Source organism: Haladaptatus pallidirubidus, assembly GCF_020700235.1.
GTDB classification, from domain to species: Archaea; Halobacteriota; Halobacteria; order Halobacteriales; family Haladaptataceae; genus Haladaptatus; species Haladaptatus pallidirubidus.
The window spans coordinates 272,757-298,560 of record NZ_CP085301.1; the positions used below are offsets into that span (position 1 = coordinate 272,757).

General features: G+C 59.4%; 27 protein-coding genes and 1 tRNA gene. 14 read left to right on the plus strand and 14 right to left on the minus strand.

Annotated features, from left to right (window positions below):
- Positions 1-106: 106 nt before the first annotated feature.
- From LIX15_RS01560 to LIX15_RS01570, 3 genes are all read right to left on the minus strand, one after another.
- Positions 107-1,423, minus strand: a complete 1,317-nt coding sequence (locus LIX15_RS01560; protein ID WP_227775758.1) for a S8 family peptidase — start codon at positions 1,421-1,423, stop codon at positions 107-109.
- A gap of 193 nt (positions 1,424-1,616) precedes the next feature.
- Positions 1,617-1,970: a DUF7344 domain-containing protein gene (locus tag LIX15_RS01565; protein ID WP_227775759.1), complete on the minus strand. Its 354-nt coding sequence runs from the start codon at positions 1,968-1,970 to the stop codon at positions 1,617-1,619.
- Positions 1,971-2,037: 67 nt separating this feature from the next.
- Positions 2,038-3,192, minus strand: a complete 1,155-nt coding sequence (locus LIX15_RS01570) for an acyl-CoA dehydrogenase family protein (protein ID WP_227775760.1) — start codon at positions 3,190-3,192, stop codon at positions 2,038-2,040.
- Between the two features lie 115 nt (positions 3,193-3,307).
- Between LIX15_RS01570 and LIX15_RS01575 the strand changes: the two genes are divergently transcribed.
- From LIX15_RS01575 to LIX15_RS01605, 7 genes are all read left to right on the plus strand, one after another.
- Positions 3,308-5,272, plus strand: a complete 1,965-nt coding sequence (locus LIX15_RS01575; RefSeq protein ID WP_227775761.1) for a 3-hydroxyacyl-CoA dehydrogenase/enoyl-CoA hydratase family protein — start codon at positions 3,308-3,310, stop codon at positions 5,270-5,272.
- A 142-nt stretch (positions 5,273-5,414) separates the two neighbouring features.
- A tRNA-Glu gene (locus LIX15_RS01580) sits at positions 5,415-5,489 on the plus strand.
- Positions 5,490-5,747: 258 nt separating this feature from the next.
- Entirely contained in the window at positions 5,748-6,092 is a 345-nt protein-coding gene (locus tag LIX15_RS01585) for a hypothetical protein (RefSeq protein WP_227775762.1), read from the plus strand.
- 60 nt (positions 6,093-6,152) lie between these two features.
- Positions 6,153-6,323, plus strand: a complete 171-nt coding sequence (locus tag LIX15_RS01590; protein WP_227775763.1) for a hypothetical protein — start codon at positions 6,153-6,155, stop codon at positions 6,321-6,323.
- Between the two features lie 225 nt (positions 6,324-6,548).
- Entirely contained in the window at positions 6,549-7,277 is a 729-nt protein-coding gene (locus LIX15_RS01595) for a DUF7504 family protein (protein ID WP_227775764.1), read from the plus strand.
- A 12-nt stretch (positions 7,278-7,289) separates the two neighbouring features.
- A complete protein-coding gene (locus LIX15_RS01600; RefSeq protein WP_425556733.1) occupies positions 7,290-7,496 on the plus strand; it encodes a hypothetical protein in 207 nt (68 codons plus the stop codon).
- A 45-nt stretch (positions 7,497-7,541) separates the two neighbouring features.
- Positions 7,542-7,745 (plus strand): HalOD1 output domain-containing protein, encoded by a 204-nt coding sequence (locus LIX15_RS01605; protein ID WP_227775766.1) that lies wholly within the window; start codon positions 7,542-7,544, stop codon positions 7,743-7,745.
- Between the two features lie 6 nt (positions 7,746-7,751).
- Here the strand turns inward: LIX15_RS01605 and LIX15_RS01610 are convergent, their stop codons facing one another.
- Genes LIX15_RS01610 through LIX15_RS01625 form a run of 4 tightly spaced genes read right to left on the minus strand, consistent with a single transcriptional unit; the run spans position 7,752 to position 15,394 of the window.
- Positions 7,752-9,737 carry a SpoVR family protein gene (locus LIX15_RS01610; protein WP_227775767.1) on the minus strand — a complete coding sequence of 662 codons (1,986 nt, stop codon included), beginning with the start codon at positions 9,735-9,737 and terminating at the stop codon, positions 7,752-7,754.
- Complete coding sequence (locus tag LIX15_RS01615; RefSeq protein ID WP_227775768.1) at positions 9,734-11,041, minus strand: YeaH/YhbH family protein; 1,308 nt, start codon at positions 11,039-11,041, stop codon at positions 9,734-9,736. Before LIX15_RS01615 ends, LIX15_RS01610 begins: the two co-directional genes overlap by 4 nt.
- Positions 11,032-13,317 carry a PrkA family serine protein kinase gene (locus LIX15_RS01620; protein ID WP_227775769.1) on the minus strand — a complete coding sequence of 762 codons (2,286 nt, stop codon included), beginning with the start codon at positions 13,315-13,317 and terminating at the stop codon, positions 11,032-11,034. Before LIX15_RS01620 ends, LIX15_RS01615 begins: the two co-directional genes overlap by 10 nt.
- A gap of 4 nt (positions 13,318-13,321) precedes the next feature.
- Positions 13,322-15,394, minus strand: a complete 2,073-nt coding sequence (locus LIX15_RS01625; RefSeq protein WP_227775770.1) for a PrkA family serine protein kinase — start codon at positions 15,392-15,394, stop codon at positions 13,322-13,324.
- A 531-nt stretch (positions 15,395-15,925) separates the two neighbouring features.
- On the opposite strand from LIX15_RS01625, the gene LIX15_RS01630 reads away from it, so the two are divergent.
- Both LIX15_RS01630 and LIX15_RS01635 read left to right on the plus strand, forming a co-directional pair.
- Positions 15,926-16,318, plus strand: a complete 393-nt coding sequence (locus LIX15_RS01630) for a DUF5820 family protein (protein ID WP_227775771.1) — start codon at positions 15,926-15,928, stop codon at positions 16,316-16,318.
- A gap of 42 nt (positions 16,319-16,360) precedes the next feature.
- Complete coding sequence (locus tag LIX15_RS01635) at positions 16,361-16,810, plus strand: UPF0179 family protein (RefSeq protein ID WP_227775772.1); 450 nt, start codon at positions 16,361-16,363, stop codon at positions 16,808-16,810.
- On the opposite strand, the gene LIX15_RS01640 is transcribed toward LIX15_RS01635, so the two are convergent.
- Positions 16,811-17,617: a M99 family carboxypeptidase catalytic domain-containing protein gene (locus LIX15_RS01640; RefSeq protein WP_227775773.1), complete on the minus strand. Its 807-nt coding sequence runs from the start codon at positions 17,615-17,617 to the stop codon at positions 16,811-16,813.
- Between the two features lie 60 nt (positions 17,618-17,677).
- Between LIX15_RS01640 and LIX15_RS01645 the strand changes: the two genes are divergently transcribed.
- Entirely contained in the window at positions 17,678-17,884 is a 207-nt protein-coding gene (locus LIX15_RS01645) for a hypothetical protein (RefSeq protein WP_227775774.1), read from the plus strand.
- A 112-nt stretch (positions 17,885-17,996) separates the two neighbouring features.
- On the opposite strand, the gene LIX15_RS01650 is transcribed toward LIX15_RS01645, so the two are convergent.
- From LIX15_RS01650 to LIX15_RS01665, 4 genes are all read right to left on the minus strand, one after another.
- Positions 17,997-18,485, minus strand: a complete 489-nt coding sequence (locus LIX15_RS01650; protein ID WP_227775775.1) for a DUF309 domain-containing protein — start codon at positions 18,483-18,485, stop codon at positions 17,997-17,999.
- Between the two features lie 128 nt (positions 18,486-18,613).
- Positions 18,614-18,931, minus strand: a complete 318-nt coding sequence (locus LIX15_RS01655) for a DUF7116 family protein (RefSeq protein WP_227775776.1) — start codon at positions 18,929-18,931, stop codon at positions 18,614-18,616.
- Positions 18,932-19,065: 134 nt separating this feature from the next.
- On the minus strand, positions 19,066-19,614 hold the full coding sequence (locus tag LIX15_RS01660) for a hypothetical protein (RefSeq protein WP_227775777.1): 549 nt from the start codon (positions 19,612-19,614) through the stop codon (positions 19,066-19,068).
- 42 nt (positions 19,615-19,656) lie between these two features.
- Positions 19,657-19,896: a DUF5816 domain-containing protein gene (locus tag LIX15_RS01665; protein WP_227775778.1), complete on the minus strand. Its 240-nt coding sequence runs from the start codon at positions 19,894-19,896 to the stop codon at positions 19,657-19,659.
- Positions 19,897-19,973: 77 nt separating this feature from the next.
- On the opposite strand from LIX15_RS01665, the gene LIX15_RS01670 reads away from it, so the two are divergent.
- Positions 19,974-21,329, plus strand: a complete 1,356-nt coding sequence (locus tag LIX15_RS01670; protein ID WP_227775779.1) for a bifunctional metallophosphatase/5'-nucleotidase — start codon at positions 19,974-19,976, stop codon at positions 21,327-21,329.
- A gap of 41 nt (positions 21,330-21,370) precedes the next feature.
- Positions 21,371-21,769 carry a universal stress protein gene (locus LIX15_RS01675; protein WP_227775780.1) on the plus strand — a complete coding sequence of 133 codons (399 nt, stop codon included), beginning with the start codon at positions 21,371-21,373 and terminating at the stop codon, positions 21,767-21,769.
- Between the two features lie 25 nt (positions 21,770-21,794).
- Here the strand turns inward: LIX15_RS01675 and LIX15_RS01680 are convergent, their stop codons facing one another.
- The gene (locus LIX15_RS01680; protein ID WP_227775781.1) at positions 21,795-22,781 is read right to left on the minus strand and encodes a mechanosensitive ion channel family protein; all 987 of its coding nucleotides are present in this window, start codon (positions 22,779-22,781) and stop codon (positions 21,795-21,797) included.
- A gap of 130 nt (positions 22,782-22,911) precedes the next feature.
- Between LIX15_RS01680 and LIX15_RS01685 the strand changes: the two genes are divergently transcribed.
- The gene (locus tag LIX15_RS01685; RefSeq protein WP_227775782.1) at positions 22,912-23,658 is read left to right on the plus strand and encodes a proteasome assembly chaperone family protein; all 747 of its coding nucleotides are present in this window, start codon (positions 22,912-22,914) and stop codon (positions 23,656-23,658) included.
- A gap of 123 nt (positions 23,659-23,781) precedes the next feature.
- On the plus strand, positions 23,782-24,843 hold the full coding sequence (gene trmB, locus LIX15_RS01690; protein WP_227775783.1) for an HTH-type sugar sensing transcriptional regulator TrmB: 1,062 nt from the start codon (positions 23,782-23,784) through the stop codon (positions 24,841-24,843).
- Positions 24,844-24,855: 12 nt separating this feature from the next.
- Here trmB and LIX15_RS01695 read toward each other — a convergent pair whose 3' ends face one another.
- Positions 24,856-25,674, minus strand: coding sequence for a DUF8054 domain-containing protein (locus LIX15_RS01695; RefSeq protein ID WP_227775784.1), 819 nt, complete (start codon positions 25,672-25,674; stop codon positions 24,856-24,858).
- Between the last annotated feature and the right edge of the window lie 130 nt (positions 25,675-25,804).

Genomic DNA, 25,804 nt, shown 5'->3' on the forward strand with positions numbered 1-25,804 from the left:
ACCGGTCGCAGCACAAGGCCGATTCGAGCGGGTGCGCTGACCGTGTCGCACGTTCGACACCTAGGCAGTTCAGCCGAATGAAGGAGTTAACCGGGCGAGCGACCGGTTAATTGTCTATTTTTCTTCTGACTGCGGCGTGAATATCGAGGTGTCCCTCGCCGCTGTACGCCAGTTGACCGAGATCCTCGGCGGTCGCTTCGAGGTGGTCGCGGATTTGGCTCGGTGTGGCGTCCGGATTCACGCTCTTTACGAGTGCGGCGGCCGCCGAAACCTGCGGCGCGGCCATGCTCGTCCCGGCTTTCCAGCCGTGGGCCGGAGCCATTTCGTCGCCGTCCCACTCAAAAATCGTGCTCAAAACCATGTCATACTGCCAGTTTTCGCCCTCGGGTTCCGAAGGGACGGCGTTGCCACCCTCCGCGCTGATGTCGATGGCTTCCTCGCCGTAGTTCGTGTAGGGCGCCGGCGTCGTCGTCGGTTCGTCAAGGTGGTTGAACGCGGCGTGGTAGTTCCGAATCCGCCGACCGTTGCCTTTGTCGTCCCAGCGGTACCCGATTGGGCCGGTCGCGCTGATGCTCATGACGTTGTCCGCCTCGTTCGGGAGGCTGATGACGTCGCCGTCGGTGTCGAGGTTTACGCCGTTGTTGCCTGCCGCCGCGACCATGAGCGTACCTTGGTCGTTGGCGTAGTCCGTCGCGCGTTCGATGGACTCCTGAAGCAGGGCGGTGTCGGCGTTGTCCGGCAGTGGATATGCGCCGAGACTCATATTCGCCACGTCGGATTCGATATCGGCGGCGTGGGTCATCGCTGCTATGATATCTCCGAACGTCGTGAACGGGCCAGTAAACACCCGAAGCGCGACGAGATCGGTTCCGGGAGCGGTACCGACGATTCCGCTTCCGTTGGTGTCGTCTCCCGCGATGATGCCGGAGACGTGGGTGCCGTGGTCGCTGATAATCGGGTTGTAGTCGCCGCCGTCGCCCGTGAAGTTCTTCGAGAGGTCGGTGTTGAGAACGCCGGTGAGATCCGGGTGGTCTTCGAAGGCACCGGAGTCGATGACGGAGACACGGGTTCCTTCACCGCGCGTCGCGCGATGAATCCATTTAGTTCCCTGCACCTGCTTGTCCCACTGGAGTTGCGAGAGTTTGTGCGGGCCGGGTTCGTCGCCGTTCCCGTTGTTCTCGATTTCGGCTTGGTTGAGTTCCATCTCGACGTCTTTCGAGTAGCGCGTGCCGCTCATCTGACTCTCCTCGCCTTCGACCACTGCGATATCGATTTGGTCGAGTTGGTGGACGACGGAGAGACCGGAAAGCGCGTCGTCCGACGCGCCTTCGAGGTCGATCATGAACCTATCGTCGGTCGAACTCGCCGAAACCGATTGCGTCGTCAGTGCAAGACCGCTCAACGCCACTCCTGCAGATTTCAAGAAAGAACGTCGTGTGGTATCTTTTGACATCCACTTTCACATTTTTCTGACTGTATATTATCGTTAATATATTAGAGGAGTTAAATTAAAATAACGTTTGAAGGAGTTTATAACGGCACAATTACATTTTGTGTTGAGCCGAAACTCTCGGAGCTAAAATGGTAGCAGCGACCGCAAACAGCACACAAAAAAACTACGGCAGTCCTTCGATTTCGCAAGCGAGATCGAGATACCGGTCGATAGGGCCGTTCGCGTCGTCACGCTGAACTTTGTCGCCGTTTCGTTCGATAATGCCGGTTTCCTCCATCTTCGGCAGATGCTTGTGCCGTAGCTCGGTCAGGATGCGCTCCCTATCGCCCGCGCTCGAGTCCCACTCCGCGATTCGGCTGGCGAGTTCGTCCATTTCGACCGCGGATTTTTGCTTCCGAAGATAGTATAGCGCGTACCGACGTCGGTGATCCGCGAGCAGTTCCATCAGGTCATCAAGGTCATCTGACCCAATGCGGTTCGTGCCAGTGTCCGGCAGGTCTGTCGAGTCAGAGCTCATCGTTCGACTAGTTGTCACATACCACAAAAAGGGCAACGCCTAAGCACTTAGGTAGTCATCGGCGGCGCTAAAACCCTTTCCCGAGGAGTTCGCGCGCGATGATGTTCTTCTGAATTTCCGTCGTTCCCTCGTAAATCTGCGTAATCTTTGCGTCGCGGTAAAACCGCTCCGCGTCGAAATCGTTGACGTAGCCCGAACCGCCGTGAATCTGCACTGCTTCGTCGGCACATTCGACTGCGATGCGGGAGGAAAACTCCTTCGCCATCGACGCGAGTTGCGTGAGTTGGCCGTCCTCGTTCGCCACACTCCACGCAGACTTGTACGTGAGATTTCGCGCCGCTTCGGTTTTCGTGTGCATGTCGGCGAGTTTGTGCTGAATCGCTTGAAATTCGCTGATAGAGCGACCGAACTGTTCGCGCTCCTGGGCGTATTCGAGCGCCTGCTCGCAGGCACCTTTGGCGATACCGACGCCCTGCGCCGCGACTGCGGTGCGGGTTTCGTCGAAGAACTGCATGAGTTGGAGGAATCCCATCCCGCGCGTGCCGACGAGATTCTCCTCGGGAACGCGCACGTCGTCGAAGATGAGCTCGGCGGTGTCGCTCGCGCGGATGCCGAGTTTGCCCGTAATCTTGTCGGCCTCGAAGCCGTCGCGGTCGGACTCCACGATGATTTGGGAAAAGCCGGAGTAGCGGTCTTCCGCCTCCGGGTCGGTCTTGCACATCACGACGAAGAAGTCGCCGACGGTGCCGTTCGTAATCCACATCTTATTGCCGTTTACGACCCATTCGTCGCCGTCTTTCTCGGCGGTCGTGGAGACGGACGAAACGTCGGAACCGGTGTCGGGTTCGCTGATGGCGGTACCCATGACGGCCTCACCCTCCGCGACCGGCGTCAGGTACTCGTTTTTCTGCTCTTCCGTCCCGAACTCGCGGATGGCGTCGCCACCGAACGCGGTGCTCGTGATACAGAGACCGATACCTGCGTCGACGGCGAACAGTTCTTCTACGATGATAGCGACTTCGAGCGGCGAGTAGCCCGCGCCACCGTACTCGATTGGGATGTTCGCGCCGGTCAGCCCCATCTCGGCGGCCTTGTCGATGATTTCCCACGGGTACTCTTCCTTCTGGTCGTACTCCTTGGCAATCGGAGCGACCTCGTTCTCCGCGAATCGGCGCACTTCGTCTCGAATCGCTTGCTGTTCTTTTGTCAGTTCGAAGTCCATGCCAACGAGTTACGGGGCCACGGATAAATCGTTTTGTAACCGGATATAAACTCATTCACAGTTTATTAGATCGGGGAGAGAAACGTTAAAACACCCTCATGTAGAGGGTTTATGCATGGAGTTGGAAGATATCAACAGTATCACGGTTCTCGGTGCCGGGAACATGGGCCACGGAATTGCGGAAGTCGCCGCACTTGCGGGGTACGACGTGAACCTGCGCGACATCAAAGAGGAGTTCGTCCAGAACGGCTACGACCAAATCGAGTGGAGTCTCGGCAAACTCGCCGAGAAAGACCAGCTCAGCGAGGCGGAGGCCGACGCCGCGCTGGAGCGCATCACACCGCTCGTCGATTTCGAGGAGGCAGTTTCGGACGCGGACTTCGTCATCGAAGCCGTTCCGGAGAAGATGGATATCAAAAAGGACGTGTACTCCGAGATGGAAGAGCACGCACCCGACCACGCCATCTTCGCCACGAACACATCCAGCCTCTCGATTACCGAACTCTCGGAGGTGACGAACCGGCCTGAACAGTTCTGCGGAATGCACTTTTTCAATCCGCCGGTTCGGATGCAGTTGGTCGAGGTCATCACGGGCGCGCACACGGACGACAGCGTTCTCGACGTGACCGAGGAGTTGGCCGAGGAGATGGGCAAAACACCCGTTCGCGTTCGCAAAGACAGCCCCGGCTTCATCGTTAATCGCGTCCTCGTCCCCCTGATGAACGAGGCGGCGTGGATAGTCGAATCCGGGGACGCAACCGTCGAAGAAGTCGATAGCGCGACGAAGTTCGACATCGGCCTGCCGATGGGAAGCTTCGAACTCGCGGATCAAGTCGGCATCGACGTGGGGTATCACGTCCTCGAATACATGCACGAAGTACTCGGCGACGCCTACGAACCGTGCCCGCTTCTCGCCGAAAAGGTCGAGGAGGGCAACCTCGGCAAGAAAACCGGCGAGGGTTTCTACGACTACGAAAACGGCGGCGTGGACGTGCCGACCGACGCCGGGAGCGAGGCGGTCGTCCACCGACTGCAGGCCGTGATGGCCAACGAAGTGGCGAAGCTCGTCGGCAACGACGTCGCGCCAGCAGACGAAATCGACGAGGCGGTCATGCTCGGCGCTGGCTTCCCCGAAGGGCCGGCGCGAATGGCCGACGACGCGGGACTCGACGTACTGCTCGAAACCTTGGAAGACCTCCGCGAGGAGACGGGTGCGGAACGCTACGAACCGGCGGAGTACCTCCGAGAGCGCGCCGAAGACGGATTCTACGAGCGGAGCGACGAGGACGGCATCGAATTCGAAACCGTCCGCATTGAAAAACCCGGCGACATGGTCGGCAACATCGTCATCGACCGACCGCACCGGATGAACACCATTAGCGCGCAACTGCTCGATGAGCTTTCGGTTGCGATCGACGAAGTCGTCGAAGACGACGAGGTTCGCACGATTCTCCTCACCGGCGAGGGTGACGAGGCGTTCTCCGCCGGGGCCGACGTACAGAGCATGGCCACAGGCGGAGCGGACCCGATTCAGGCTATCGATCTCTCGCGCAAGGGTCAGGAGACGTTCGGAAAACTCGAATCCTGCCCGATGCCGGTCGTCGCCGGAATCGACGGCTACTGTCTCGGCGGCGGGATGGAGCTCGCAACCTGCGCCGACCTCCGAATCGCCAGCGAGCGGTCGGAACTCGGGCAACCCGAACACGACCTCGGCCTGCTTCCCGGCTGGGGCGGCACCCAACGCCTCCAGCACATCGTCGGCGAGGGTCGGGCGAAGGAGATTATCTTCACCGCAGACCGCTTCGACCCGGAAACGATGGCGGACTACGGCTTCGTGAACGAAGTCGTTTCGAACGACGAGTTCGAAGATAAGGCGTTCGAACTCGCCAGCAAACTCGCGGGCGGCCCGCCAATCGCACAGGAGTACACGAAGCGCGCCATGCTCAAGGGCTGGGAGAGCACCGACGCGGGCCTCGAAATCGAGGCGCAAGCGTTCGGCCACCTCATGAGCACGGATGACCTGATGGAAGGCATCACGGCGTTCATGAGCAAGCGAGACCCCAAGTTCGAAGGGAAGTAAGCGAAATCGAATCCGGGTCGGAAATCGAAATCGACTTTCGGAGTGCCACCGACTCCCCCGGGAAACACTGCCGCTGTCGGTCGATAACGCAAGGCTTAAACTAGTACGGCAGAAAGCAAAGAGTGCGCAGGAAGCGCAACACGCTCGGTTGGTGTAGTCCGGCCAATCATCTTGGCCTTTCGAGCCGAGGACAGGGGTTCAAATCCCCTACCGAGCATTTTTCGAACGAAGTGAGAAAAAGCGCAGAGTATGAGGATTTGAACTAGACCAGTCGCACGCCCGGGAAGCGGTAGCGACCCGGAACGTCTGGGCGTGGTTCAAATCCCCTACCGAGCGCTTTTACGGTTTCTATGGAAACGAGGAACGGCTTTTACTTCAACTTCCGTTTTATCGGGGTTACGGCGGTTACTCCGGACCTGAACCGCACGAACGATAACCCCGGTTGAAGTCGCTCCTCGTCGCTGTTCCGACAGCGATGAATCGCGTTGCCAAACTGCTCTTGGCGGTCACGGTTGCGGGAATGGTATTCTCGGGGACGGTTCCGGCGGAGCGAACCGACAAAAAAGGACAGTACGCGGAAGCGAACCTGAGCCATTTCGAACTCGATTCCCGACCGGACGAAACCCACGAGGGCGAACGCTTCGTGTTCGCCCTCGAAAAAAACGACACGCCGTCTCCGCGGATAGTTGCGGATGACCGTCCGAGGGACGGCCCGAACGACGAATCCGCTGCGTTCGAGGCGGCGAATTCGACAATTGGAATCAACAACCACGGAGCTACGACCGAAATCACGAAGGAAACAGCTAAAACGACGTCGTAGTTGTCAATGTCGGTGAAATACCCACAAATCGATGACACCGTCACTTTCGAACCCTTTCCCATGACCGACGAAGAAATCTTGGGGACGACAAAAATCGCCCAACGGTGGCGAATCAGCCTCATCAAGGATGTTCGCGAACTGCTCGAAGAGCAGGATGTCGAACTCGAAGAAGGTGATAGAGTCATGTTCGTCGAACGTGACGGCGAGATATTCATTAAACCAACGAAGTAACCATTTTATCAGTACTATCGTGTGAAGATATCACTATCGTGCTAGCAATTCATAACGCTCAGAGACGTTAATAACTGGACAAAGGAGGCTAAGAGATGGAGTATTTAATTAGACAGTTCAGTTTGTCTAGTGAATATATTTATTATTCTGGAACGCTTCTATTTGGTATTGTCTGACGATGGCTACTCGTCAGTGTGAACGAAATAAAACGTCGATACCAATGTCATGAAGTCCGCCGCCGATTCGACCTCGTCCCCCGAGAACGCTCTCGTTTTTAGCCCTGCTATCGGAAACCGAACCGACGACGAATGCGTTTCTCGACTGTCCACGTCCCCCCCGAGCGCGACGAATGCTCTGCTCGTCTCCTACAAGCAGTCTCCCGAGGAACTACTCGAGCGCTGGCGCGAGCGTTTCGGCGACGAACCGTCGTCGTTCGGTATTATCGCCGTCGGAAATCACGGGTCGCCGAGACAGACGGAGAACGACCGAAACGTCGTCTCACTCGTTCGTCCCGACTGTCTCGGGCGTCTCCAAACTGCGATGTATCTCTATCTCGACCAGTGGTCGACGACCGACCGACAGCAGGTGCTCTGTTTCGATTCGATTACGGCGATGCTCCGCCACGTCAATCGAACGATCGCCTTTCGGTTCGTTCACTCGCTGACAAACTCACTTCGCAGATTCGACGTGGACGCGCATTTTCACATGCATCCCCAAGCGCACGACGAAGAAACGATTGCCATGTTTCGCCCGCTGTTCGATACGGTTATTGACGGACCGCCGAAAACCGCCCCGACAATCTCGCCGGAGGCGCTTTCGGTACTTCTCGACTCCCCCCGGCGACGTTTCGTCTGCCGATACCTCGCCGAAATCGCGGATACCGCGGATGTATCGGCCGTCGCCGACCGAATCGCGGTGTGGGAATCCGAAGCTGCGCCGAGCAGAGATACTTGAGAGCGAGTTCACATCACGCTTCGACACGTCCACCTGCCGAAACTGGTCGAAATGGGCGTGGTCGAACTCGATGGAGAGACGGTCACGTCGGCGATTAAAACCGAAGAACTGGCTCGGTACTGCCGAATCGCAAGCCAAGAGGGAACCGCGTCCGAGACGGAACCGACCATCTCGAACGGCGATGAACTGCCGGAGAGAAACCCTCCCGGAGACGAATAGAACGAAACCTACTGGACGGTGTATGGCACTGCACGGGATTCGGTCGTGGTAACGTTGGCGCGAGCACTCGGTACTGTCTCGAATGTGCATCCGACGAAGCTTCGGCCGGTTCTCTACGACGTCGTGGATATCGACTCGTTGCAACGACTCGCAGGGCACGAGGAAACGTCCGTCTATGCGGCATTCAACTACGGAAAGTACGAAGTGGTCGTGGACGGTGGCGAGATTCGCCTGTACGAATCGGGCTAAGAAATCTCAGGCGAGCCACTCGTCCGGCTTCGTGTCGTAATCGACTTCCGTGGCGGTGATGTCTTCGACTTCGCTCCACGGAAGGTCGTGCATCTCGAACTCCTCGCCGTCGTAGCGCAGGAGCTTTCCTTTCTCCTCCGGTTCCGGTTCGCGGTCACGTCGCCGGGCGATTTCGGCGTCCCGTTCGTCGATTTCCTTCACGATAGTTTTCAGATTCACCGGACGACCCCACAGGTCGTATATTCGTTCCAAGGTTCGCGTCGCCTGCCCGATGTCGAGCATGACACCGTTGTAGTGGTGGCCTAGCAGCAGTTCGTTGCGGTTGTCGTAGTTGCCGTCGTACACCGCGATGGTCGGCTTACCGAAGTTGGTGAACTGGAGCATCAACTTCTTTTTCACGTCCTCGTACTCGGAACTCGTCACGCGGTAGTCGCCGGTCGTCTGGCTGAATTCGTACGTGAAGTAGTTGTTGTCGGTGACGAACTCCTTCGTCAGGAAGCCATCGAGAAACGTTACGTCGTTGTGGCTGGACCGAACCTCGTACATCCGATCCCAGCCGACGGAGAAATCCACGTCCGCCATCGCTTCCGCGGCGCTCTCGTATCGCTCGTCGTCCAGCAAGTAGCGGGCGTACTGTTCCAAGGTCGGCTGTCCGATGGATTCCAGGAAGCCGCGGTTCTGGAGTTTGTTGAGCGAGAAATGTCGCTCCGCGAGTCCCTCGTAGGAAAGCACTTTCCACGGATGGCGGTCAACGTCGATTTCGCCCGCTTTCGCCCTCTCCAACCCGTCCGAATCGATTTTTTCGGATGGAAGCGATTCGAGGTCGGAAAGCGTCTCCGAGTTCACCGCTTCGAGCGCCGGACGCGGTTCGAGCAGTTCGTTCACCTCGTCGAAGTCCACGACCTCGTGGAAGTTTCGCCACGTGATGCCTTTCACGCGCAGGAGTTTTCGCACCACTTCCCGCCGATTTTCGGTGTTCTCGATGTACTCCCACAACTGCTTGCCGAGTTTGTACGGATTGAGTCCCGGCGACCCGAGGACGCGTGCTTGGTGGTCCGCGTACTCGATGAACTCGTCCGTCCCCGCGAAGGATTCTTCGCCCATCATCAGCGACTCCCAGTAGGCGGCCCAACCCTCATTCATCACCTTCGTCGTCTTCTGGGCGGCGAAGTAGTACGACTCGGTTCTGAGCATTTCGAGGACTTCCTTCTGCCAATCTTCCATCTCGACGGCTTTGCCCTCCTCTGGATCGTAGGCGCGTCCGTGGTCGCGGAAGAACGCGAGCAGGTCTTTTTCCGGTTCTTCGAGTTTCCCGGCCTGTTTCTCGCGCTGTGCTTCCAGCCATTCCTCGTCGAATACCTCCTCCCGAACTTCGTCGCTGAGGTTCATGTCCGCGAGTTGGTCTGAGATTTCGTCTGTTTCGGCGTTGTCTTCTTCTCGAACCCGGTGCTGGTTTTTGAACGCTTGGTGCTGGTCGATGTTGTCCTGTAGACAGAGCACGTTGTCTATCCACTTTTCGACCGCCTCTCGGTCGATTTCCGGGTCGGCCATGATGGACCGAACGCGGCCGGCGTGACGTTCGAGAAGGGCTGCCGCGTCGAGTTCGTCGGCGAACATGCGATACCAGCGGTTGTTGGCGAAGAAATCCGAGTGGGCTTCGACGTGCGTGATGACCGCCTTCTGGTCGGCGAGGCTGTTCGACTCCTGCAAGAAGGCGTGTGCCGGGTCGTCGTTGATGACGATTTCGAACGCCTTGCCGCCCGCGTACTGGCCTTGCTTTTGCTGGCGGTCGTACTTCATTCCCCATCGCCAGTGCGGGTATCGCTCCTGAAACCCGTCGTAGGCGATGAGTTCGTTCATCTCGTCGTAGTCGATTATCCAGTACTTGACGGGATAGGGGTCGAGACCGAGTTTCTTGGCGAGTTTTCGCGCTTCAACGACCGGTTCTTGTACTCGTTCCGCCTCGCGCTTGGTTTCGGTTCGTTCGTTCATTCTGCCTCCGTGCTCAGAATTTCGTAAATCGCCTTCGTCACGTCCTCCGGGCCGTTGACGTAGCTGACCGCGACGTTGTCCGCCTCGGCGAAGTAGCGTTCTACCTCCTCCGCGTGGGTCGCGTTGATGGCCTTGCCTTCCGGTTGCGTTTCCACGTAGGCGTGGAGGTTCGCCGGAATCGTCTCCATCATCGGGACGACGTTCTCCTCGGTATCGTTTCGGCTGTTTTCGCTGTCGCCCGCCGCGAACACGTAGCGGTTCCAGTCCGCCCACGGAAACTCCTCTTCGAGAATCGCGGCGGCGAGTTCGTAGGCGGACGAGATTTTCGTTCCGCCGCCCGAGCGAATGCCGAAGAACTCGTTCCGTTCGACCCGCCACGCCTCCGCGTCGTGGGCGATGTAGACGAACTCGGCGTTGTCGTACTTACCCGTGAGATACCAGTCGAGCGGCGTGAAGGTTCTCTCGACCAGCTCGCGCTTCTTCTCGCGCATCGACCCGGACACGTCGCGGATGTTGACGACGACGACGTTCTTTTCTCGCTCCTCGATGATTTCGGGGTAGCGGTAGCGTTCGTCCTCGCGCCGGAACGGAACGTGGCGGATGCCCTCCTCCCGAATCTTCTGGGCCGTACTCATCGGCGTCACCCGATCTTCCATCTCCTCGATGCTCTCCCACTTGGTTCGCTCGTCCACGGAGAGCGCGTCGTAGTTCTCTTCCACCCAGCGCTTCGATACGGTGAGGCTCTTTTCGCGCGCCCACCGGAACACCTCGTCCGGGCCCCAGCCCTCGACGCCCATCGCCTCGCGGACGTAGTTCGGGTCGAAGTCCATCGCCAGCTTGCGCTTCAACCCCTCTTTGAACATACGCTCGAAGTCGAGCGTGCTGTCGGGACCGGTTTTGGTCACGTCGGTGAAATCACCCTCGGTTTCCTCGATAACCTCTTTTCCTTTCGGTTCGAGTTCGAGACCGAGTTCGTCGTCCAGCTCTTGGGCGAACTCCTCGGGGTCCATCTCGTAGTAGTCGTGGTCGCCCGATTCGTCGCCGGGGTCGCCCTCCTCGCCGTCGTCGCCGGGTTGTGGCTGTGGCTGGCCGACCGGGTCGCCCACGTCCGGGTCGCCCTGTCCGACGCCGCCTCTGTCCCGTTGGTCGTAGCGGAACTCCGGCAAATCGACGATTTTGATGGGAATATGAATCTCGTCGGGGAGACTCTTCCCGAGGTCGCCGTACTGGATGAACTCCGCGAGGTCCTCTCTGCGCTCCTCGCCGACTTCACGGTACCGTTCGAGATCGTCTCTCAATCCCATTTGTAGCTCACCTGGTTCATGACGTGTTGACTGGTCAGTTCCGCGGAGGCTGCAGAGTAGCCGAACAACTCCTGTAGGTTCCGTATCGTCTCCGCTTTTACTTCGGCCGTCTCGGTGTTCGTCGGCGGGTTCTCCCACTGGCTCGGGTTGAAGTCCTCGTACACCCGTCGCACGTCCTCCCAGTCGTTGCTCGCGAGTACCGTCTTGATTATCGGCACCTCCTTCGGGTCGATGTCGCTCACCTCGAACTCCTCGTTTCGGCTCTCCCACGCGTGGCGGTTCAGCGCGGTGATAACCTTGTTCCGGCGGAACTCGGCCACCGCGGGGCCGGGTTGGTGGTCGGCTTCGTAAGCGTCCGGCCCGAATCGACCGAGATGTTCCGTCTCGAACACCTTCATCTTGAGCGCGTCGGGTTCGATGCGCTCGCCGCGGTCGTTCTCGACCTCCTCGCCGGTCGCCCACGCGTAAACGTGTTCGATGTACTCGGCGACCGTCTCCTCGTCCACCCGGCGGTCGCGCATGATGGCGTCCAGCACGTCGCTCTCTTGTTGCTGGAAGATGTAGTTTTTCACCGGCACGAGTCGGTTCTCGTACTCGGTGCGCTCGGCCGTCGAGAACACGGGGGCGTCCCCGACTCCTTCAGCCATCGCGTTCAGGATGTCCCGCGGCATGATGACCTGTTCGACGGGGTAGTCGGGATGATGGCGGTCGCGGACTTCGTTGAGCAGTCCGGCGATAACGTCCCGCGTGTAGGTGACCGGAATGCCGCCTGAGCCGTCCGCCGCGTCGTCGTCGAAGTCGAAGTCGTCCTTGTCGATTCGCTCGTCGCCGTCCAGCAGGTAGCCCCGGTCGAATAACACCGCTTTGTCCACGAGGTCGAGTCCGGCGGGAAGGTCGCTTCCATCGAGGCGCGAAACCACGCTGTAGAGCGCGGCGGCTTCGATGGCGTGCGGCGAGATCTCCCGCTTTCCGACGTCATCGCCGTCACGAACGCGAACCGAAATCGGTTCCCGAATCCACGCTTCGAGTTCGTCGTACACGTCGGCCTGCCACACCGGCGTCTCGTTCGTGAGTTCGCGTCGGATGAGTTCGGCTTCCAGACTGAGATTGGTCAGATAGCCGAACTCGCGCCGGTCGAGTCGGCGCTTCAGCGCGCGCAGGGGGTCGGCCCCGCCCGCGTCCGCGTGCTGATTCAACTGGGCTTCAAGGTCGGGATTCGAGATGATGACCAACTGCGTGTCGATGTCCATCTGAATTCCCTTGTCCAGTTTCACCGATTTTTCGTCCGGCACGTTGAGCAATTTCTGGAGCAAGTCCGCGTGCTGGGCCGCGTCCTCCACGATGGTCAACAGGCCGTTACCCTGCGAGAGGACGCCGTCGTAGCTGAACGCCTGCGGGTTCTTGCGCCCGCGGGAGTCCAGTTCCTGTAACATCCCTTGCATCCAACTGCCGACGAGTCGTTGTTTCGGCCTACCGCTATCCTCCGAGTGGAGGACGCCGATGCCGTCGCCAATATCCACGACGTAGTTTTTCACCCTGAGGTGCGCCGGGTCGGTGATTGCCGAAAACAGCTCTTCCTCGCCGTTGCGTCGGTACTGCTCCTCCAGATAGTTGTACGCCTCCCGACTGAACGGGTCGAGTTTCCCCTCGACGAGCACGTCGATGTGGTCGTCGAGATTACCGTTCAGTTGCGAGAGTAGTTCCTCGCGCACCGGCGGCGGGAAAACGAGCAGGGGGTGCGACTGAACGGGACTTGCGTACCAGTTCTCCTCGCTCGTCGCCGTCACGTCGTCGCCGTAGCTGAGTCCTGGCGATTCCGTCGCGGTGGCGATGTTCCATTCGATGGTGTAGCGCCGACCTTCGGGCGTTTTCGAGTACTCGCGCAGGCCGTTGACCAGACAGCGTTTGAGTTCGGATTTTCCGGTCGCCGTCGGCCCGGCGAACCAGATAATCTTTTCCTCTTTCCCGCGGCGGGCGGCAATCGAGCGCAGGTCGTCCACGAAGGCGTTCAACACCTCCGTGTTGCCGAGGATGGCGTGTTCGCCGTCGTTGTGCGGGTCGTCGAAAAACCGGTAGCGCTCCTTTTCGTCGCCCTCCTCGATGACCGTCCGGGTTCCCATCGACTCAATGGCTTCCAGCAGATACTTGCTCGCGTGCGAGGCGGTCGTCGGGTTCTCGAACGCCGAATCCACGTACTCCGCGAGGCTCATCGGCTCCTCGTAGGTCTCCCGGAGTTCGTGGTCGGCATTCGCGATGTAGTCGCTTCCTTCGGACACTGTGTTACTCCTCCATTTCCGCGCGGGCGACCTCCGCCCCGGCGAATTCGAGCACCTCCTTCGCGCCCTCGCGCGAGTAGCCCTGTTCAATCAGCGCGTCTACCCACGCGTTCTGTTCGTCGTTGTCCATTTCATTGGCCGACACCAACGCCGAGAAGTTGATGTTGTGTTTCTTGTCCTCCCAGAGTTTGCGCTCCAAGGCCCGGCGCAGGCGCTCGTTGTCCTGCGGGTTGAACGGCGACCCTTCGCGGGCGCGTCGCGAGACCCAGTTCGACACTTCCTGCCGGAAGTCGTCCTTCCGGTCGCGGGGGACTTCCAGTTTCTCCTCGACGGCGCGGAGGAAGCTCTCGTCCGGTTCCTGTTCGCGTCCAGTCAACTCGTCCTCGACGGTGGCGTTGTCGATGTAGGCCATGACGTGGTCCATGTACTTCTCGCCCTGTCGCTGAATTTCGTCGATGTCGTAGGCGAGCGCGTGGCGCACGTCCTCGATGGCGCGTTCGCGGTATTCACCGCGAACCGATTCGAGGTAGCGGTAGTACGTTTCGAAGTTCTCCTCCGGAATCGAACCGTGATTCTCCAGGTTCTCCTCGAAGTGGTTGAACACCGACAGCGGACTAAGGAAGCCGCGGCTTCGGTGGGTGGAGTTCATGATTGCCTCGGCGATTTCGTCGCCAATGAACCGAGCTGAAACGCCTTCCATCCCCTCGCCGATGTCGGCCTTCTCCTCCGCCTCCTCGCGGAGTTTCTTCACGTCGATGTCGTCGCTGTCCTCGGTTTCGCCGTTGTAGGTTTTCGCCTTCTGAAGCAGGTCGACCATCTCCGTGTCGGGTTCCTCGATGCGCGTCAGCACGCCGAAGAGACCCGCCATTTCGAGGGTGTGCGGTTCGATGTGCACGTCCGGCACGTCCGCGTTTCGGAGCATCTTCCGGTAGATGTCGGCTTCCGACTCGTATTCGAGGACGTACGGGAAGTCGATGCGTTTCGTCCGGTCATTGAACGCCTCCATCTTCTCGTCGCCCTTTTTGTCCCGGTACTCGGGCATGTTCGTCCTCCCCACGATGACTTGGTCGATGTCGATACGCGGGTTGTTCTTCGGCTTAATCGTCTGTTCCTGCGTCGCGTGCAGGAAGTCGTAGAGGAACTCCCGCTGAAGTTTGAGCAGTTCCTCGCCGCTGAAGATGCCGCGATTCGCGTTACAGAACGCGCCGGAGTAGTCGAACGCCCGCGGGTCGCTCTCACCGTATATGGCGATTTTCGAGTAGTTGACGTCGCCCGTGAGTTCGGTCTCGTCCTGATTTTTCTTGTCCTTCGGCTCGAACGTTTCGACAGCCTGTCGCTTGTTCTCGTCGGCGACGAGGCGGATGATTTCGACGTGGTTTTCGAGTACCTGCTTGATGTCGTCGTCGTAGTACGCGAGCAGTTCGTCCATGTAGAACTCACTGGCCGGGTCTAGGGCCTGTTCGTTTTTGATGGTGTACGGCGCGTCCAACTCTTCGTTGATGTCGTCAATGACTGTCTGACGCTGTTCGTACGGAAGCAGGACGAGCGGGTCTTGGTTCATCGGGGAACGAACCACGTCGTCCGCCGGATCTTGGTCGACGATAACGTCGCAGAGGTTCGTCCACCGGAAGGTGTACAATCGCCCTTCGTCGCGGAGCGTGTAGTCCTCGAAATATTTGCGAACCTGGCGGTCGAAGTCGGATTTACCCGACCCGACCGGACCCAACAGCAGTTTGATTCGTTTTTCCGGACCCAGTCCGCGGGCACCGCTTTTCACCTTGTTCACGAACTCGTGCATCGCGCGGTGAATCTCGCGTCCGTAGAACGTGTTCTCCCCGTCGTGGAGGGGGTCTTCGGACGCGAGTCGGTACTCGACGACGCCGGAGTCTTCGTCGTACTCCGTGCCGTAGTAATCGAACATATCGGCGACTCGCTGGTGGGCGTTTCGAGCGATTTTCGGATGCTCGTACACCTCTTTTAGGTACCAGTCGAACGATTTCGTTTCACGGAGGTCTTCCGGCATCGATTCCTGGTAGCTTCGGCTGAGGTCGTCCAGCGTTTCCATGTCACCTTTCATTGTATCACGCATTGTTTGGGGCTATGAGATGGACCGGGGAAGTGAGAGAAACCGACCGGGCGGCCCGATACCGGCGGGAAATACGTAGTCGGCACACACTCACAAAGTAGTGTCGGTCGAAACACCCAGATGGCTCTCACATGGGGCGAATCGGGCAACGACGAGCGCGCCCGGCGAGACTGCTGCCTCTGTCGGGTAATCATGTGCGTGCCATCCACCACCTCTATGAACCAGTCGGCGTCGCCATCTCATCTCGTCGTGAGAGGTGTGTGATTTGAGACCGTGCATCGTGTGGGCAACTACCACCCGATACTGTTTAATAGATAGGACGAGGGAATATATAACTGTTGCCCATAGACAAGATTCTTTTGATTTGGATTAACGAATCTAAAGAACCAATTATGCACTCTACAGCCCCTACAAAGTCGAAATCGTCCGTTTCACAAATATATCATTTAATCTCCTTTTATATGTCCCGATATCTATCCTGGACTGAGAAGCCTTACGCTCGTCCGTCACCAACCACCCGATATGTCGCTCGAATCCCTTCCGGAGTCGTGGGTCGTCTGGAACGACGAACCCAACGGTCGGTGTATCCTCGCCTTTCGTCCGGACGTGTTCGACACGAAGCAGTTCCCGCCCGCGTGTCTTCCCACGATTTACGTCACGCAAGGAACGCCGAACCGTCCCGCACAGGAACGCCGCACGACCGATTCGTGGTACTTCGAATTTTATCTCGAACCGGACGTTTCGCTTCCGCGGACGCCGCGGTTTTCGACTCGGGAAGAAGCGCTCGAAGCCGCGGTCGAACTCGCCGGCGAGTTCGACCGCGGCGAAATAGCGTATCGGGATGCCTATCAGATTCCCCGTGAGGAGTACCTCGACGAACTAGACGAGTTGACAGGACGAGGAGTGACAAACTGACGGGGCGAGGGGCTTAACCGATCCCCCTGCCTACGCTCACTCATGTCCACCATTACTCTCATCGGAACCCGACTCGCCGAACCCGGACAGGAGTTCGTCTATCACGGCGAAGCGAGCGCCTGCGAAGGCTGTCCGTACAGAAACCAGTGTCTCAATCTCACGGAAGGCGTTAAATACGAGGTTACCGACGTCCGTACGGGCGCACAGACGCTCCCCTGCGGCGTCCACGACGACGGTGTCACCGCGGTCGAAGTCGAACCCGCAACCACCCGGGCCAACGTCTCCGCGAGGAACGCTTACGCCGGAAGCAAGTCGAAACTCGAAGGGCCGTGTCCGCACGTCGAATGTCCGAGCCACGAGTTCTGCGAACCCGTCGGGGTCGAGTTCGACGAGGAGTACCAAATCGCTAAAATCGTCGGTGACCCGCCCCACGACTACTGCATGTTAGACCGCGACCTGACGCTAGTCGAGTTCGCAAACAAAAAGGAATAATCAGTTGCCGAGAACGCCGACTTGTTCCGCAGTGTATCCGAAAATGTCCTCGTAACCGTACGCCGACATCAACACCGGGATGAACGACTCCTCCGCGACCAACTGTTCCTCGCCCGTCGTGGCGAATCGTTCACCTTCTTCGACCGGCGCGAAGTTATCGACCAGCACTTCGAACTCCGACCCGCCGTTTTTGAGCACCGGCTGGTCCATTCGGTACACCGTGACTTCGTCGCGTTCGCCCGCCTCGACCGGGTTTTTCCCCTCCGGCAAGGGAAGCGCGCCGGTTCCGGCGAGGAAACCGCGAATCAGGTCGTAGGCGTTTTCCGCGGCCTCATCCGTACCCTGTAACCCGCATTCGACTTCGAGCGTGTGCGGGTGCGAGATGAGTTTCCCTTTCGTGAAGCGGTCGGTTTCGACCAACTCGGAGATGGAGAGATACAGACAGATGGATCGCGCGACGGCGTTCACCTTGTCCACGAGCGCGAACGGGCGCGCGTAGGACTGCGTGGAGTGCAACGAGAGAACGGTACAGTCGCGTAGTTCGCCCAGCAGTTCGTGGGCCAATCGTCGTTCGTAATTCTCCGCGTCCGGGTCACCCGGGAACACGCGGTTCATATCTTCGTTGATGTACCGAACGCCGCGCTCCAGCGCGCGTTCGTTCACGATAACTAGCTTTACCGGTCGCTCCACGTCCGGATTTTCCGTCAACAATCGCTCGACAGCGCGCGGGCCGCACGGTTCGTCGCCGTGGATTCCGGCGACGACAGCGACTTCCGGCGTTCCGTCACCTAACTGCTCGATTCGCATTTAACGGAGGCAGGTAGCGAAGCCTGAAAGCACTTTACACTCGCGCGCTCGGAAAAAAACGTGACACGATCGGCTGACCGATTCTGCCGAGCGGTTCACGGACGGCGCTTGTGCGCCGTCGATGTCTGCGTCGCCGTCGTTCCAGTTGCATTCCGACGTCGCTGTCGCCCACTTCCCTTTACAGTCGTCCTACTCGTCCGACTGGTCGGACTCGCCGCTGTCCCAGTTGTCGGACTCGTCATCCCCATCCGATTCGCTCCCGAGTAGATCAATTATGTGATATATCGGCACGGGCCGTTGATTTCTGTGTATTATAAAATAGTGGCCGAACTCCGGATTCTCCGAACCTACGACAGTATTTTGCCGCGCGTTGCGTGGTCTACTCTAGCGATTCCGCGTATCTAAAATCTTCTTCGCGCGCCGTCGGAAGTTTGCTATCGAGCGGAATGTTCCATCCGTGAAGCACCGTCGGATCGGACAGCGCGTTCGTCATCTTCATCCGAACGTCGGTCACGTTCACACCGTAGAAATCTCGCGGTACCCCGTGGAGGTACTGGAGCGCGGTTCGAAAGAGCGAACGCATTCCGTCGTCATCCTCGAAATCGAAGTGTTTGTACGCGCCCGCCGCAACCTGCACCATTCCGTGTAAGAACGCGCTCTCCGTGCTCCCGCTCCCGTAGTTGTACCACTCGTCCTCGAAGCAGTCGTGGCTCTCGTGGAACTCTCCGGAGTTGAACAGGCGAACGCCGTGAATCACCGCCTGACGGAGTGTGCCGTGTTCCCAGAGGTTCTTCTCGGGGAGCCACCCCGCCGGAGTCAGATGGGCTGGCGGCGGAGCGGCCGTCGGGTCACGCGTATGGTCGTCCATGGCATATATCGCGTTCGGAGCGGTGTAATTCCCTCGGTGCCGCGACTGTCCGAACCGCGCTCTCGTTCAGCGTTCGACTGTCGAGTAAAAATCGGAGAGACTCGTTACATCGCCCGCGCGAGCGACGGTTACACCGCTATCTTGCTCGGTGGGACTCTGGCTACCTCGTAATCGCCGCCTTCCCGAACTGCGATAACCGCCCACTCGTACTCAGGATTCGACTCGCGCAACTGCTGGCTGAGTTGCGCCGCATTTTCTTCCCATGCAACGAAACAGCGGAATTCTCCGCGTTTCGGTGCATTCATGGAGTCCGCGCATGCCGTAACCCGTACTTCTCGCCACTTCCGTTTGGCCCGGAATTCATCACCATCATCAATGACCTCGTAACCGAGGTTGTTGAAAATCGACCTGGCCTCCTCCATGGGTGGTGTGCTAACAGGGGCCATCCATTTGAACATAACACGCACCGCATAATAAATGTTCTTGCGGATTTGAACGCACATAGATTGACGTCTGGAAAATTCGAAACCAATTGCGTCCGGAAATAAGCGAATCGCCGTCGGGAATGTTCGGAGTCTCGTCAGGAAAGTTGTACCCACGGGTTCGTGTGCTGGGACGGATACTCCTCTATTTTTCCTTCCTCCCGAAGTTTTTTGAGTTGCGTTCTGGCGTCTTGGCGTTCCATTCCGCCGATTGCGACGGCGGCGTCCAAGAGGAGTTGCTCGGCCACGCCGTGTTCCGTGATTTCGCTGTCTTCGTCAGTTCCACCCTCGTCGCCGTCGGGCATATCCGAGCAAATGACGCGGAGGAATTCGTGCAGGTTCGTCGTGTTGCGAAGTTCTTCGTGCCACCCCTCAGGAAAGGCGCTGATTCCACCGTCGTCCAGTTCGTAAACCGTCCGGCCGCTTTGCCACGAATCCGACGCCGTCAGCGCCTCGTTGAGCGACGAGGGAAATGCGGCCATCCCGTGGCCCGTTTCATCGAGATAGGCCTCCAGCACGTCGCGTTCGACGCCCTGCCTATCGCCGCCGGGATGGTTTATCTCGATGAGCCGCACCGCGTCGGGCAACAGCAGCGTATCCATTCTGTCTTCTAACTCGGCAACGATTTCCGCGTCGGTCGATGTCATATCCGCCCTCCGATTCGAACGTCCCTAAAAAGAGTGGCCAACCTATTCGTGGGCCGCATCCCACTCGGTTGCTTTCCGGAGGTTTCCGCACTCGTTGCATTCGATTCGACCCATCGAATCCATCGCGTTGTCCAGCGTCTCGCAGTTGCCACAGAAGTAGCCGTACCGTCGCTCGCCCTCCGACGTGCGATAGACGACGAAAAACGGTCCGTTCGACCCGCGAGTTCCCTCCGACCGACTAATGTAGACGGTTTCGCCGTCGGCTGTCGTCGTTTCGTCCATCGACAGCGAATTGTTGGCCTACCGATTTAGGAGTGTCCATCGAAGGAACCATGTCCCACGGCTGAGATTCCTCGGCGATGGCGCTCCGTCTGCTTCACTACTCTGATGTCGAAAACGCCTACGACGACCCCGACCATATCGGCCGATTCGCTGGCTGTATCGACTCCTTACGCGATGACAAAACCCTCGTCGTCGGAACGGGTGACAACACCGCACCGGGCGTACTCTCGCTCGTGACCGAGGGCGGACATGCGCTCGATTTCTTCGACGCAGTTTCCCCGGATTTCGACACCTTCGGAAACCACGACTTCGACTACGGCACCGACCGCGCCCGCGAACTGGTTCGGAACTCACCGCAAACGTGGCTCACGGCGAACATCCGCGAAAACGGCGACCGGTTCGCGGTTCACGCGGGAACCGCCTCGCACGCTATCCGCGAACTCGGTGGGAAACGGGTCGGATTCTTCGGCCTGACGACGCCGAAAACACCGGCACTGAACCCGAACGTTTCCGGTCTCGACTTTCTCGACCCTCTCTCAGTCGCCCGAAAAGCCGTTTCGACGCTCCGTGATTCGGATGTCGATTACGTCGTCGCCCTCTCGCACCTCGGACAGGCCGACCGCGAACTCGCGAACGAACTCGATATCGACGTGATTCTCGGCGGACACGTCCACTCCGAACGAGTCGAACAAATCGAGGGAACGCTCGTCACCCGACCCGGCGTGAACGGTCGCGTCCTCCTCGAAATCGAACTCGGTTCCGAACCGACAGTCAGTCGTCACCGTATCGTGGACGCTCCCTTGGACGACGAAATCGCGGACGCCATGGAGGACACGATGGCGACGACAGGACTCGACACGACCGTTGCGACCGTCGAAACCGCAATCGAGCGAACCGAGGCGACGGTGTTTCACGGCGAAAGCCGAATCGGAAACTTCGTCGCGGACGCCTATCGCTGGGCGACCGACGCCGACGTTGGCTTGCAAAACAGCGGCGGCATCCGCGAAGGCGACCCGCTGGTCGGCGACGTGACCGTCGCCGACCTCGTGAGCGTCATCCCATTTCGGGAGAACGTGGCAGTCGCGGAACTCTCGGGCGCGGAACTGCTCGACGTGTTCCGACAGGCCCACGACGCCACCATCGGGTTCGGCGAACCCGACTGGTGGCACGCGCACCTAAGCGGCGTCGAACTCGTCTGGAACCGCGCCGGACGCGACGTCGAATCGGTCGCCGTCGGCGGCGACCGAGTGCGCGAGGAAGAAACGTACTCCGTCGCCACGACGGAGTACCTACTTCACACCGACGAGGAGTTTTCCGCGCTTCACGAAGGCCACCGCGTGGAAACCGGCGAGGTGCAGTACGAGGTGCTGGCCGACTACGCCCGCGAGTTCGGTATCGACCCGGAAATCGACGGACGCATCACGCGCCAATAAAATACGTAAGGTTCTCCCCCGCCGACCCCCTTTGACTCTCCATGACCCGCGTCCTCGTTCCGGTTCGATACCCGCTGTCGGAACATTCCCGACGGACGCTCTCCGAAGCCATCCGCGTGGCAGAAGAGCGTGGCGCAGACCTCACTATCCTCCACATCAATCTCTATCACCGCGGGGGTGAAACGACGCGAACCAACCTGAAACGCACCGTCGAGAAAGCGTTCGGTCGCCTCGCGAACGCTCGGTACGTCGTCCGGGATGGCTTTCTAATCGAGGAGACGATTCTCGAAGAAGTGGCCGCGACGCAGGCCGACGTGGTCGTTATCGGTCGGAAGCAGATGGGTCGCTGGCGGCGCGCGATTCGCCGATTGGTTGACGACCCGAACATCGAAAATTTCCTCCGCGAGAAAATTGACTGCGAACTGATTACTGTTGGATGAGGAAGAACCCGTTTTTCATCGCTCGTTAGCGCTCGTCGAACTCAACCGGGCGAGATTGCTGTTGCGCTTCGACTGATACCCGCGCGATTCCGCTCGTCTCGTCGAAAACGAGGTGCGAGTGCGGATAGGCGATTTCCACGTTCGCGTCCTCGATTTCCGTCCAGATGCGCTCTCGAATCTTCGATTCGACCCTCCTCATGTAGTAGGGGTCTTTCACCCAGTAGCGCAGTTCGAGGAGGACGCCGTGGTCGGCGTAATCTTTTATTTGTGCAACCGGAGCGCTCGGGTATCGGGCGCTCCCGATTCGGATATCCGGTCCGGACGCGACGACTTCCGGCGTTTCGCGGGCGGCACGTTCCATGATTGCCCGCGCTTTTTCGAGGTCGCCCTCGTAGGTTACCTGTAGTTTTATCGACAGTCGGGAGCGAGTATCCTCCGCAGAATAATTTATCACGTCGCGCTCGCGCATGGTCGCGTTCGGGATGACGATGAACGTGTTTTCGAGCGTGAAAACCTTCGTGTATCGCAGCGTGATGTCCTCGACGTATCCCCGGGTGCCACCCTGCGGCCCGTTATCTACCAACTCTATCAGGTCACCGATTTCGTAGGGCTGGTCGGCCAGCACGAACAGGCCGTTGATGACGCTGCCGACGATTGGCGCGAGGACGAGACCGATGACGGCGGAGAACACCGTCACCGAAATGAAAATGTTCGACGTTCCAATGCCGACCTGCGCCGCAGCAAACGCGAGGGCGACGAATAAAACGAATCCGCGCACGCTCCGCAGAATCGTCTTCGTCACGCTGGGTCTGCGGAACCGGCGAGCTACCTGCCGTCCGATGAGGCTGACGACCAACTGTGAGACGTACCAACCGAGGAGGAGATACAGCGCCGCGAGGACGAGTTCGGCGACGATAACGGAGTCGTTCGTCCTCCGGCCCAACACCTCCCAGCCGCCGACCTCTCCGAACCAGCGGAGCAATCCGGCGAGTCGGTCTTCGAGCGTCGGCATGACTCTCCCCTCTCACTCGGGAAAGTAAAACCCGCCTATTTCCGGATTTGACGTATCTCCGGGGCGATGGAAGCGGTGACGACCCGACGACGGGAGTACAAATTAAGATACAGCGCGTCGAACACGATGCATGTCTTGGCAATCACGCCCGACCCGTGCGTCGTTCGAAATCACCGCAGACGAGGAGCCGAGCGGAACTCTACTCGTCGGCATTTCGGAGTTCGGCCTCGCCGGACTGACCGCGGTCGAATACCTGGTCGAACACCTCGACCTCGAAGAGACGGGTTACGTCACGACCGAACAGTTGTCCAGCATCACACCGTTCGAAGACGGCCAGCCGCGCCACCACACGAGGCTGTTCTCCCGGCCAGACCTCGATGTGACCGTCCTCGTCGGCGAACTGTTCGTACCCGTCTGGGCCGCGGGATCGTTCGCCAACGCCATTCTCGATTGGACGGGCGACAACGGCGTCGAGGAAATCGCCGTCCTCTCCGGCGTGCCCGTTCCCCACGGCCCGGAGGAGCACCGCGTCTTTTACATCGCAACCGACGATTATCGGCAGAATCGGCTCGATGGAACCGACATTCCGGGTATGGGTCGAGGATTCCTCGACGGCGTGAACGCCACGCTCGTCAGACGCGGCATGGATTCCCACCTCGAAACCGGTGTGTTCGTCACGCCGGTTCACGCCCAGACGCCGGACGTTGAGGCCGCCCTACGACTCACCGAAACCATCTCCGACGTGTACGATCTCTCGGTCGATACAGACCCCCTCAAGGCGTTCGCGGAGGAGGTCGGCGAGTACTACGCCGAACTCGCGGCCCGCGTCGAATCCGCCCGCGACTCCGACGTACCGGACGATAGGATGTATATGTAGGAACCACCACCTTTTACGACGGTCACAGGCAGCAACGACAAACCGCGTCGTTCCTGCTGGCTCCCTGTAAAAGCTGGAGGCGAAAAGGTGGTACTATAGGCCTCCGTTGATTTGCTTTGGGTAATGGCCTCCGACGACCTCTATCTGACGCTCGAACGAGTCGGAGAACGGTTCAATCTCGGGGAGTACGAAATCGACGCCTATCTCACGGTGCTCGAACATGGACGACTGACTGCGAGCCAAATCGCAGACCACACGGATATCCCGCAACCACGGGTGTACGACACCGTCCGGAGTTTGAGCGACCGGGGACTGGTCGAACTTCGTGAATCCCGACCGATGAAAGTCATCGCGATCGATCCCGAAGAGGCGTTCTCCGACGTGCAGTCGTCGCTCGACGACATGATAACGAACCTCGAAGCGCGCTACACCGCGCCGACGCGGGACACGGAAGCCGTCTCCCTCGTCAAATCGCGCTCGACCATTCTGCGCTATCTCGAAGACGTTATCGACAACGCAGAGTACGAAGTCGCGCTGTCACTCACTCCCGACCTCCTCGTCCGGTTCGAAGACGACCTCGCCGACGCGATCGAATCCGGCGTGAGCATCGAACTGCTCATCACTCCTGCCTCGGAAGCGCCCGACCCGGAAGAGTTCGACTACGACGCCGTGGCGACGACGGCCCGCGCACGACGCGGAATCACGACGCCCGTCATCGCGGTGGCCGACGGCGAGTATTCGATGTACGCCACGCAGGACGCCCTGCGCGACGACCGCGACCGCTACGGCGTCATTTTCAACCGCTCGGCGCTGGGCTTTCTGGTTTCGGGGTTCTTCGGCACCGTCCTCTGGACGACCGCCGAACGCACCCTCTCGGCCGACGGCGACGAGAGAACGTTCCCCCGGCGGTACGCCTCGATTCGGCGCTGTGTGAAAGAGATTCAGGGAATGGAAGGAGACTTCTACGCGACCATCAAGGGTCGGGACATCGAGAGCGGTAAGGAGCGCGTCATTCGGGGCGAAGTCGTCGGATTCTCCTTCGAGGGGGGCGAGCGAGTTGCCGGAATGTCGGTCGAAACCGAAAACGGTATCGTCACGGTCGGTGGGCAGGTCGCCGCGCTGGAGGACATCGAAGCGCACGAAATCCGAATCGGTACCGACGAACCGCCCGCCTACGAACGGTGAGAAAATCGAAACTTAGAACCTGAAGACGTACTGGCGGCAGGCCGGGCACGCCAGCACTTCGTCCGGCGGCGATAACGGACTCGTGCCGCTCCCGCAGCACCGACTGGCGGTCGTTTCTTCGAGGTGTTCGTCGCAGTCCGGACAGTCGTAGAGGAACGCCCGCAGCGCCGACGCGGATTGCGTGCGAACGTCCCGGTCGATACCGTAGTCGGCCAGCGCGCGCACTCCCGCGACCTCGGCGATCGCGACAGGGCGAGAAAGCCACTGCTCGCTTTCGGGACTTCCCGCCGAAACGACGACCCAATCGCCGTCTTCCACCAGTTCCACCTCGATGCTCTCGGGGGCGGTCTTTCGGACTTCCCTATCGAGGTCGCCGCTTCTCGCCCGTTCCATCTCCGCCCGCCACTCGGTTCGGAAGGAGTCGTCCAAGTGAAGCGTCTCGCCGACGGCGTGGACGACGCCCGCATCGAGAAGTGCTTCTACTGCGCGGTCGCCGGATACATCGTTATCGCCGGCCAGTGATCCGGCTTCTGTCGGTTGGCGTTTCGATTCTCGGGATGCGAACCCGAGAGCCTCGGCTAGGCGAGGTGCGATGTGCGGCGTCCCCGGAATGAAGTAGCCGCGGAGGGTGATCGCGGCTCCCCCGATGAATCCGAGCGCCGAGGCAACTCCGAGGCGACGGGCGCGGGACGACGGGACTAGCGGGGCGAATTTTTTAGGAACTACCGTTATTATTGTGCACGCGAGAAGGAGGAGAACGGTGTTCAGCGCGGTACACGGCCAACATCGGTTTTCTCCGGTGTACTCCGGCTTTCGGAGCTGTTTCAGCATCGGTCAGTGGTTGGCGGGCGGTTCGTTTCAGTGTTCGGGAAACAGAGAGGAGTTCGAACGTTCCGAGCTTTTCCGCTTTGTCCTTAGCTGGTGCCGACTCCAAGGGACCGCACCGTTCCGCAACCGCAGT

Excerpts from the sequence above, each read along its gene's own strand:
- LIX15_RS01565 (WP_227775759.1), bottom strand. The coding sequence starts at position 1,970 with ATGAGCTCTGACTCGACAGACCTGCCGGACACTGGCACGAACCGCATT.
- LIX15_RS01570 (WP_227775760.1), bottom strand. The coding sequence starts at position 3,192 with ATGGACTTCGAACTGACAAAAGAACAGCAAGCGATTCGAGACGAAGTG.
- LIX15_RS01575 (WP_227775761.1), top strand. The coding sequence starts at position 3,308 with ATGGAGTTGGAAGATATCAACAGTATCACGGTTCTCGGTGCCGGGAAC.
- LIX15_RS01585 (WP_227775762.1), top strand. The coding sequence starts at position 5,748 with ATGAATCGCGTTGCCAAACTGCTCTTGGCGGTCACGGTTGCGGGAATG.
- LIX15_RS01590 (WP_227775763.1), top strand. The coding sequence starts at position 6,153 with ATGACCGACGAAGAAATCTTGGGGACGACAAAAATCGCCCAACGGTGG.
- LIX15_RS01595 (WP_227775764.1), top strand. The coding sequence starts at position 6,549 with ATGAAGTCCGCCGCCGATTCGACCTCGTCCCCCGAGAACGCTCTCGTT.
- LIX15_RS01610 (WP_227775767.1), bottom strand. The coding sequence starts at position 9,737 with ATGAACGAACGAACCGAAACCAAGCGCGAGGCGGAACGAGTACAAGAA.
- LIX15_RS01615 (WP_227775768.1), bottom strand. The coding sequence starts at position 11,041 with ATGGGATTGAGAGACGATCTCGAACGGTACCGTGAAGTCGGCGAGGAG.
- LIX15_RS01625 (WP_227775770.1), bottom strand. The coding sequence starts at position 15,394 with ATGAAAGGTGACATGGAAACGCTGGACGACCTCAGCCGAAGCTACCAG.
- LIX15_RS01630 (WP_227775771.1), top strand. The coding sequence starts at position 15,926 with ATGTCGCTCGAATCCCTTCCGGAGTCGTGGGTCGTCTGGAACGACGAA.
- LIX15_RS01635 (WP_227775772.1), top strand. The coding sequence starts at position 16,361 with ATGTCCACCATTACTCTCATCGGAACCCGACTCGCCGAACCCGGACAG.
- LIX15_RS01640 (WP_227775773.1), bottom strand. The coding sequence starts at position 17,617 with ATGCGAATCGAGCAGTTAGGTGACGGAACGCCGGAAGTCGCTGTCGTC.
- LIX15_RS01650 (WP_227775775.1), bottom strand. The coding sequence starts at position 18,485 with ATGGACGACCATACGCGTGACCCGACGGCCGCTCCGCCGCCAGCCCAT.
- LIX15_RS01655 (WP_227775776.1), bottom strand. The coding sequence starts at position 18,931 with ATGGCCCCTGTTAGCACACCACCCATGGAGGAGGCCAGGTCGATTTTC.
- LIX15_RS01660 (WP_227775777.1), bottom strand. The coding sequence starts at position 19,614 with ATGACATCGACCGACGCGGAAATCGTTGCCGAGTTAGAAGACAGAATG.
- LIX15_RS01665 (WP_227775778.1), bottom strand. The coding sequence starts at position 19,896 with ATGGACGAAACGACGACAGCCGACGGCGAAACCGTCTACATTAGTCGG.
- LIX15_RS01670 (WP_227775779.1), top strand. The coding sequence starts at position 19,974 with ATGGCGCTCCGTCTGCTTCACTACTCTGATGTCGAAAACGCCTACGAC.
- LIX15_RS01675 (WP_227775780.1), top strand. The coding sequence starts at position 21,371 with ATGACCCGCGTCCTCGTTCCGGTTCGATACCCGCTGTCGGAACATTCC.
- LIX15_RS01680 (WP_227775781.1), bottom strand. The coding sequence starts at position 22,781 with ATGCCGACGCTCGAAGACCGACTCGCCGGATTGCTCCGCTGGTTCGGA.
- LIX15_RS01685 (WP_227775782.1), top strand. The coding sequence starts at position 22,912 with ATGTCTTGGCAATCACGCCCGACCCGTGCGTCGTTCGAAATCACCGCA.
- trmB (WP_227775783.1), top strand. The coding sequence starts at position 23,782 with ATGGCCTCCGACGACCTCTATCTGACGCTCGAACGAGTCGGAGAACGG.
- LIX15_RS01695 (WP_227775784.1), bottom strand. The coding sequence starts at position 25,674 with ATGCTGAAACAGCTCCGAAAGCCGGAGTACACCGGAGAAAACCGATGT.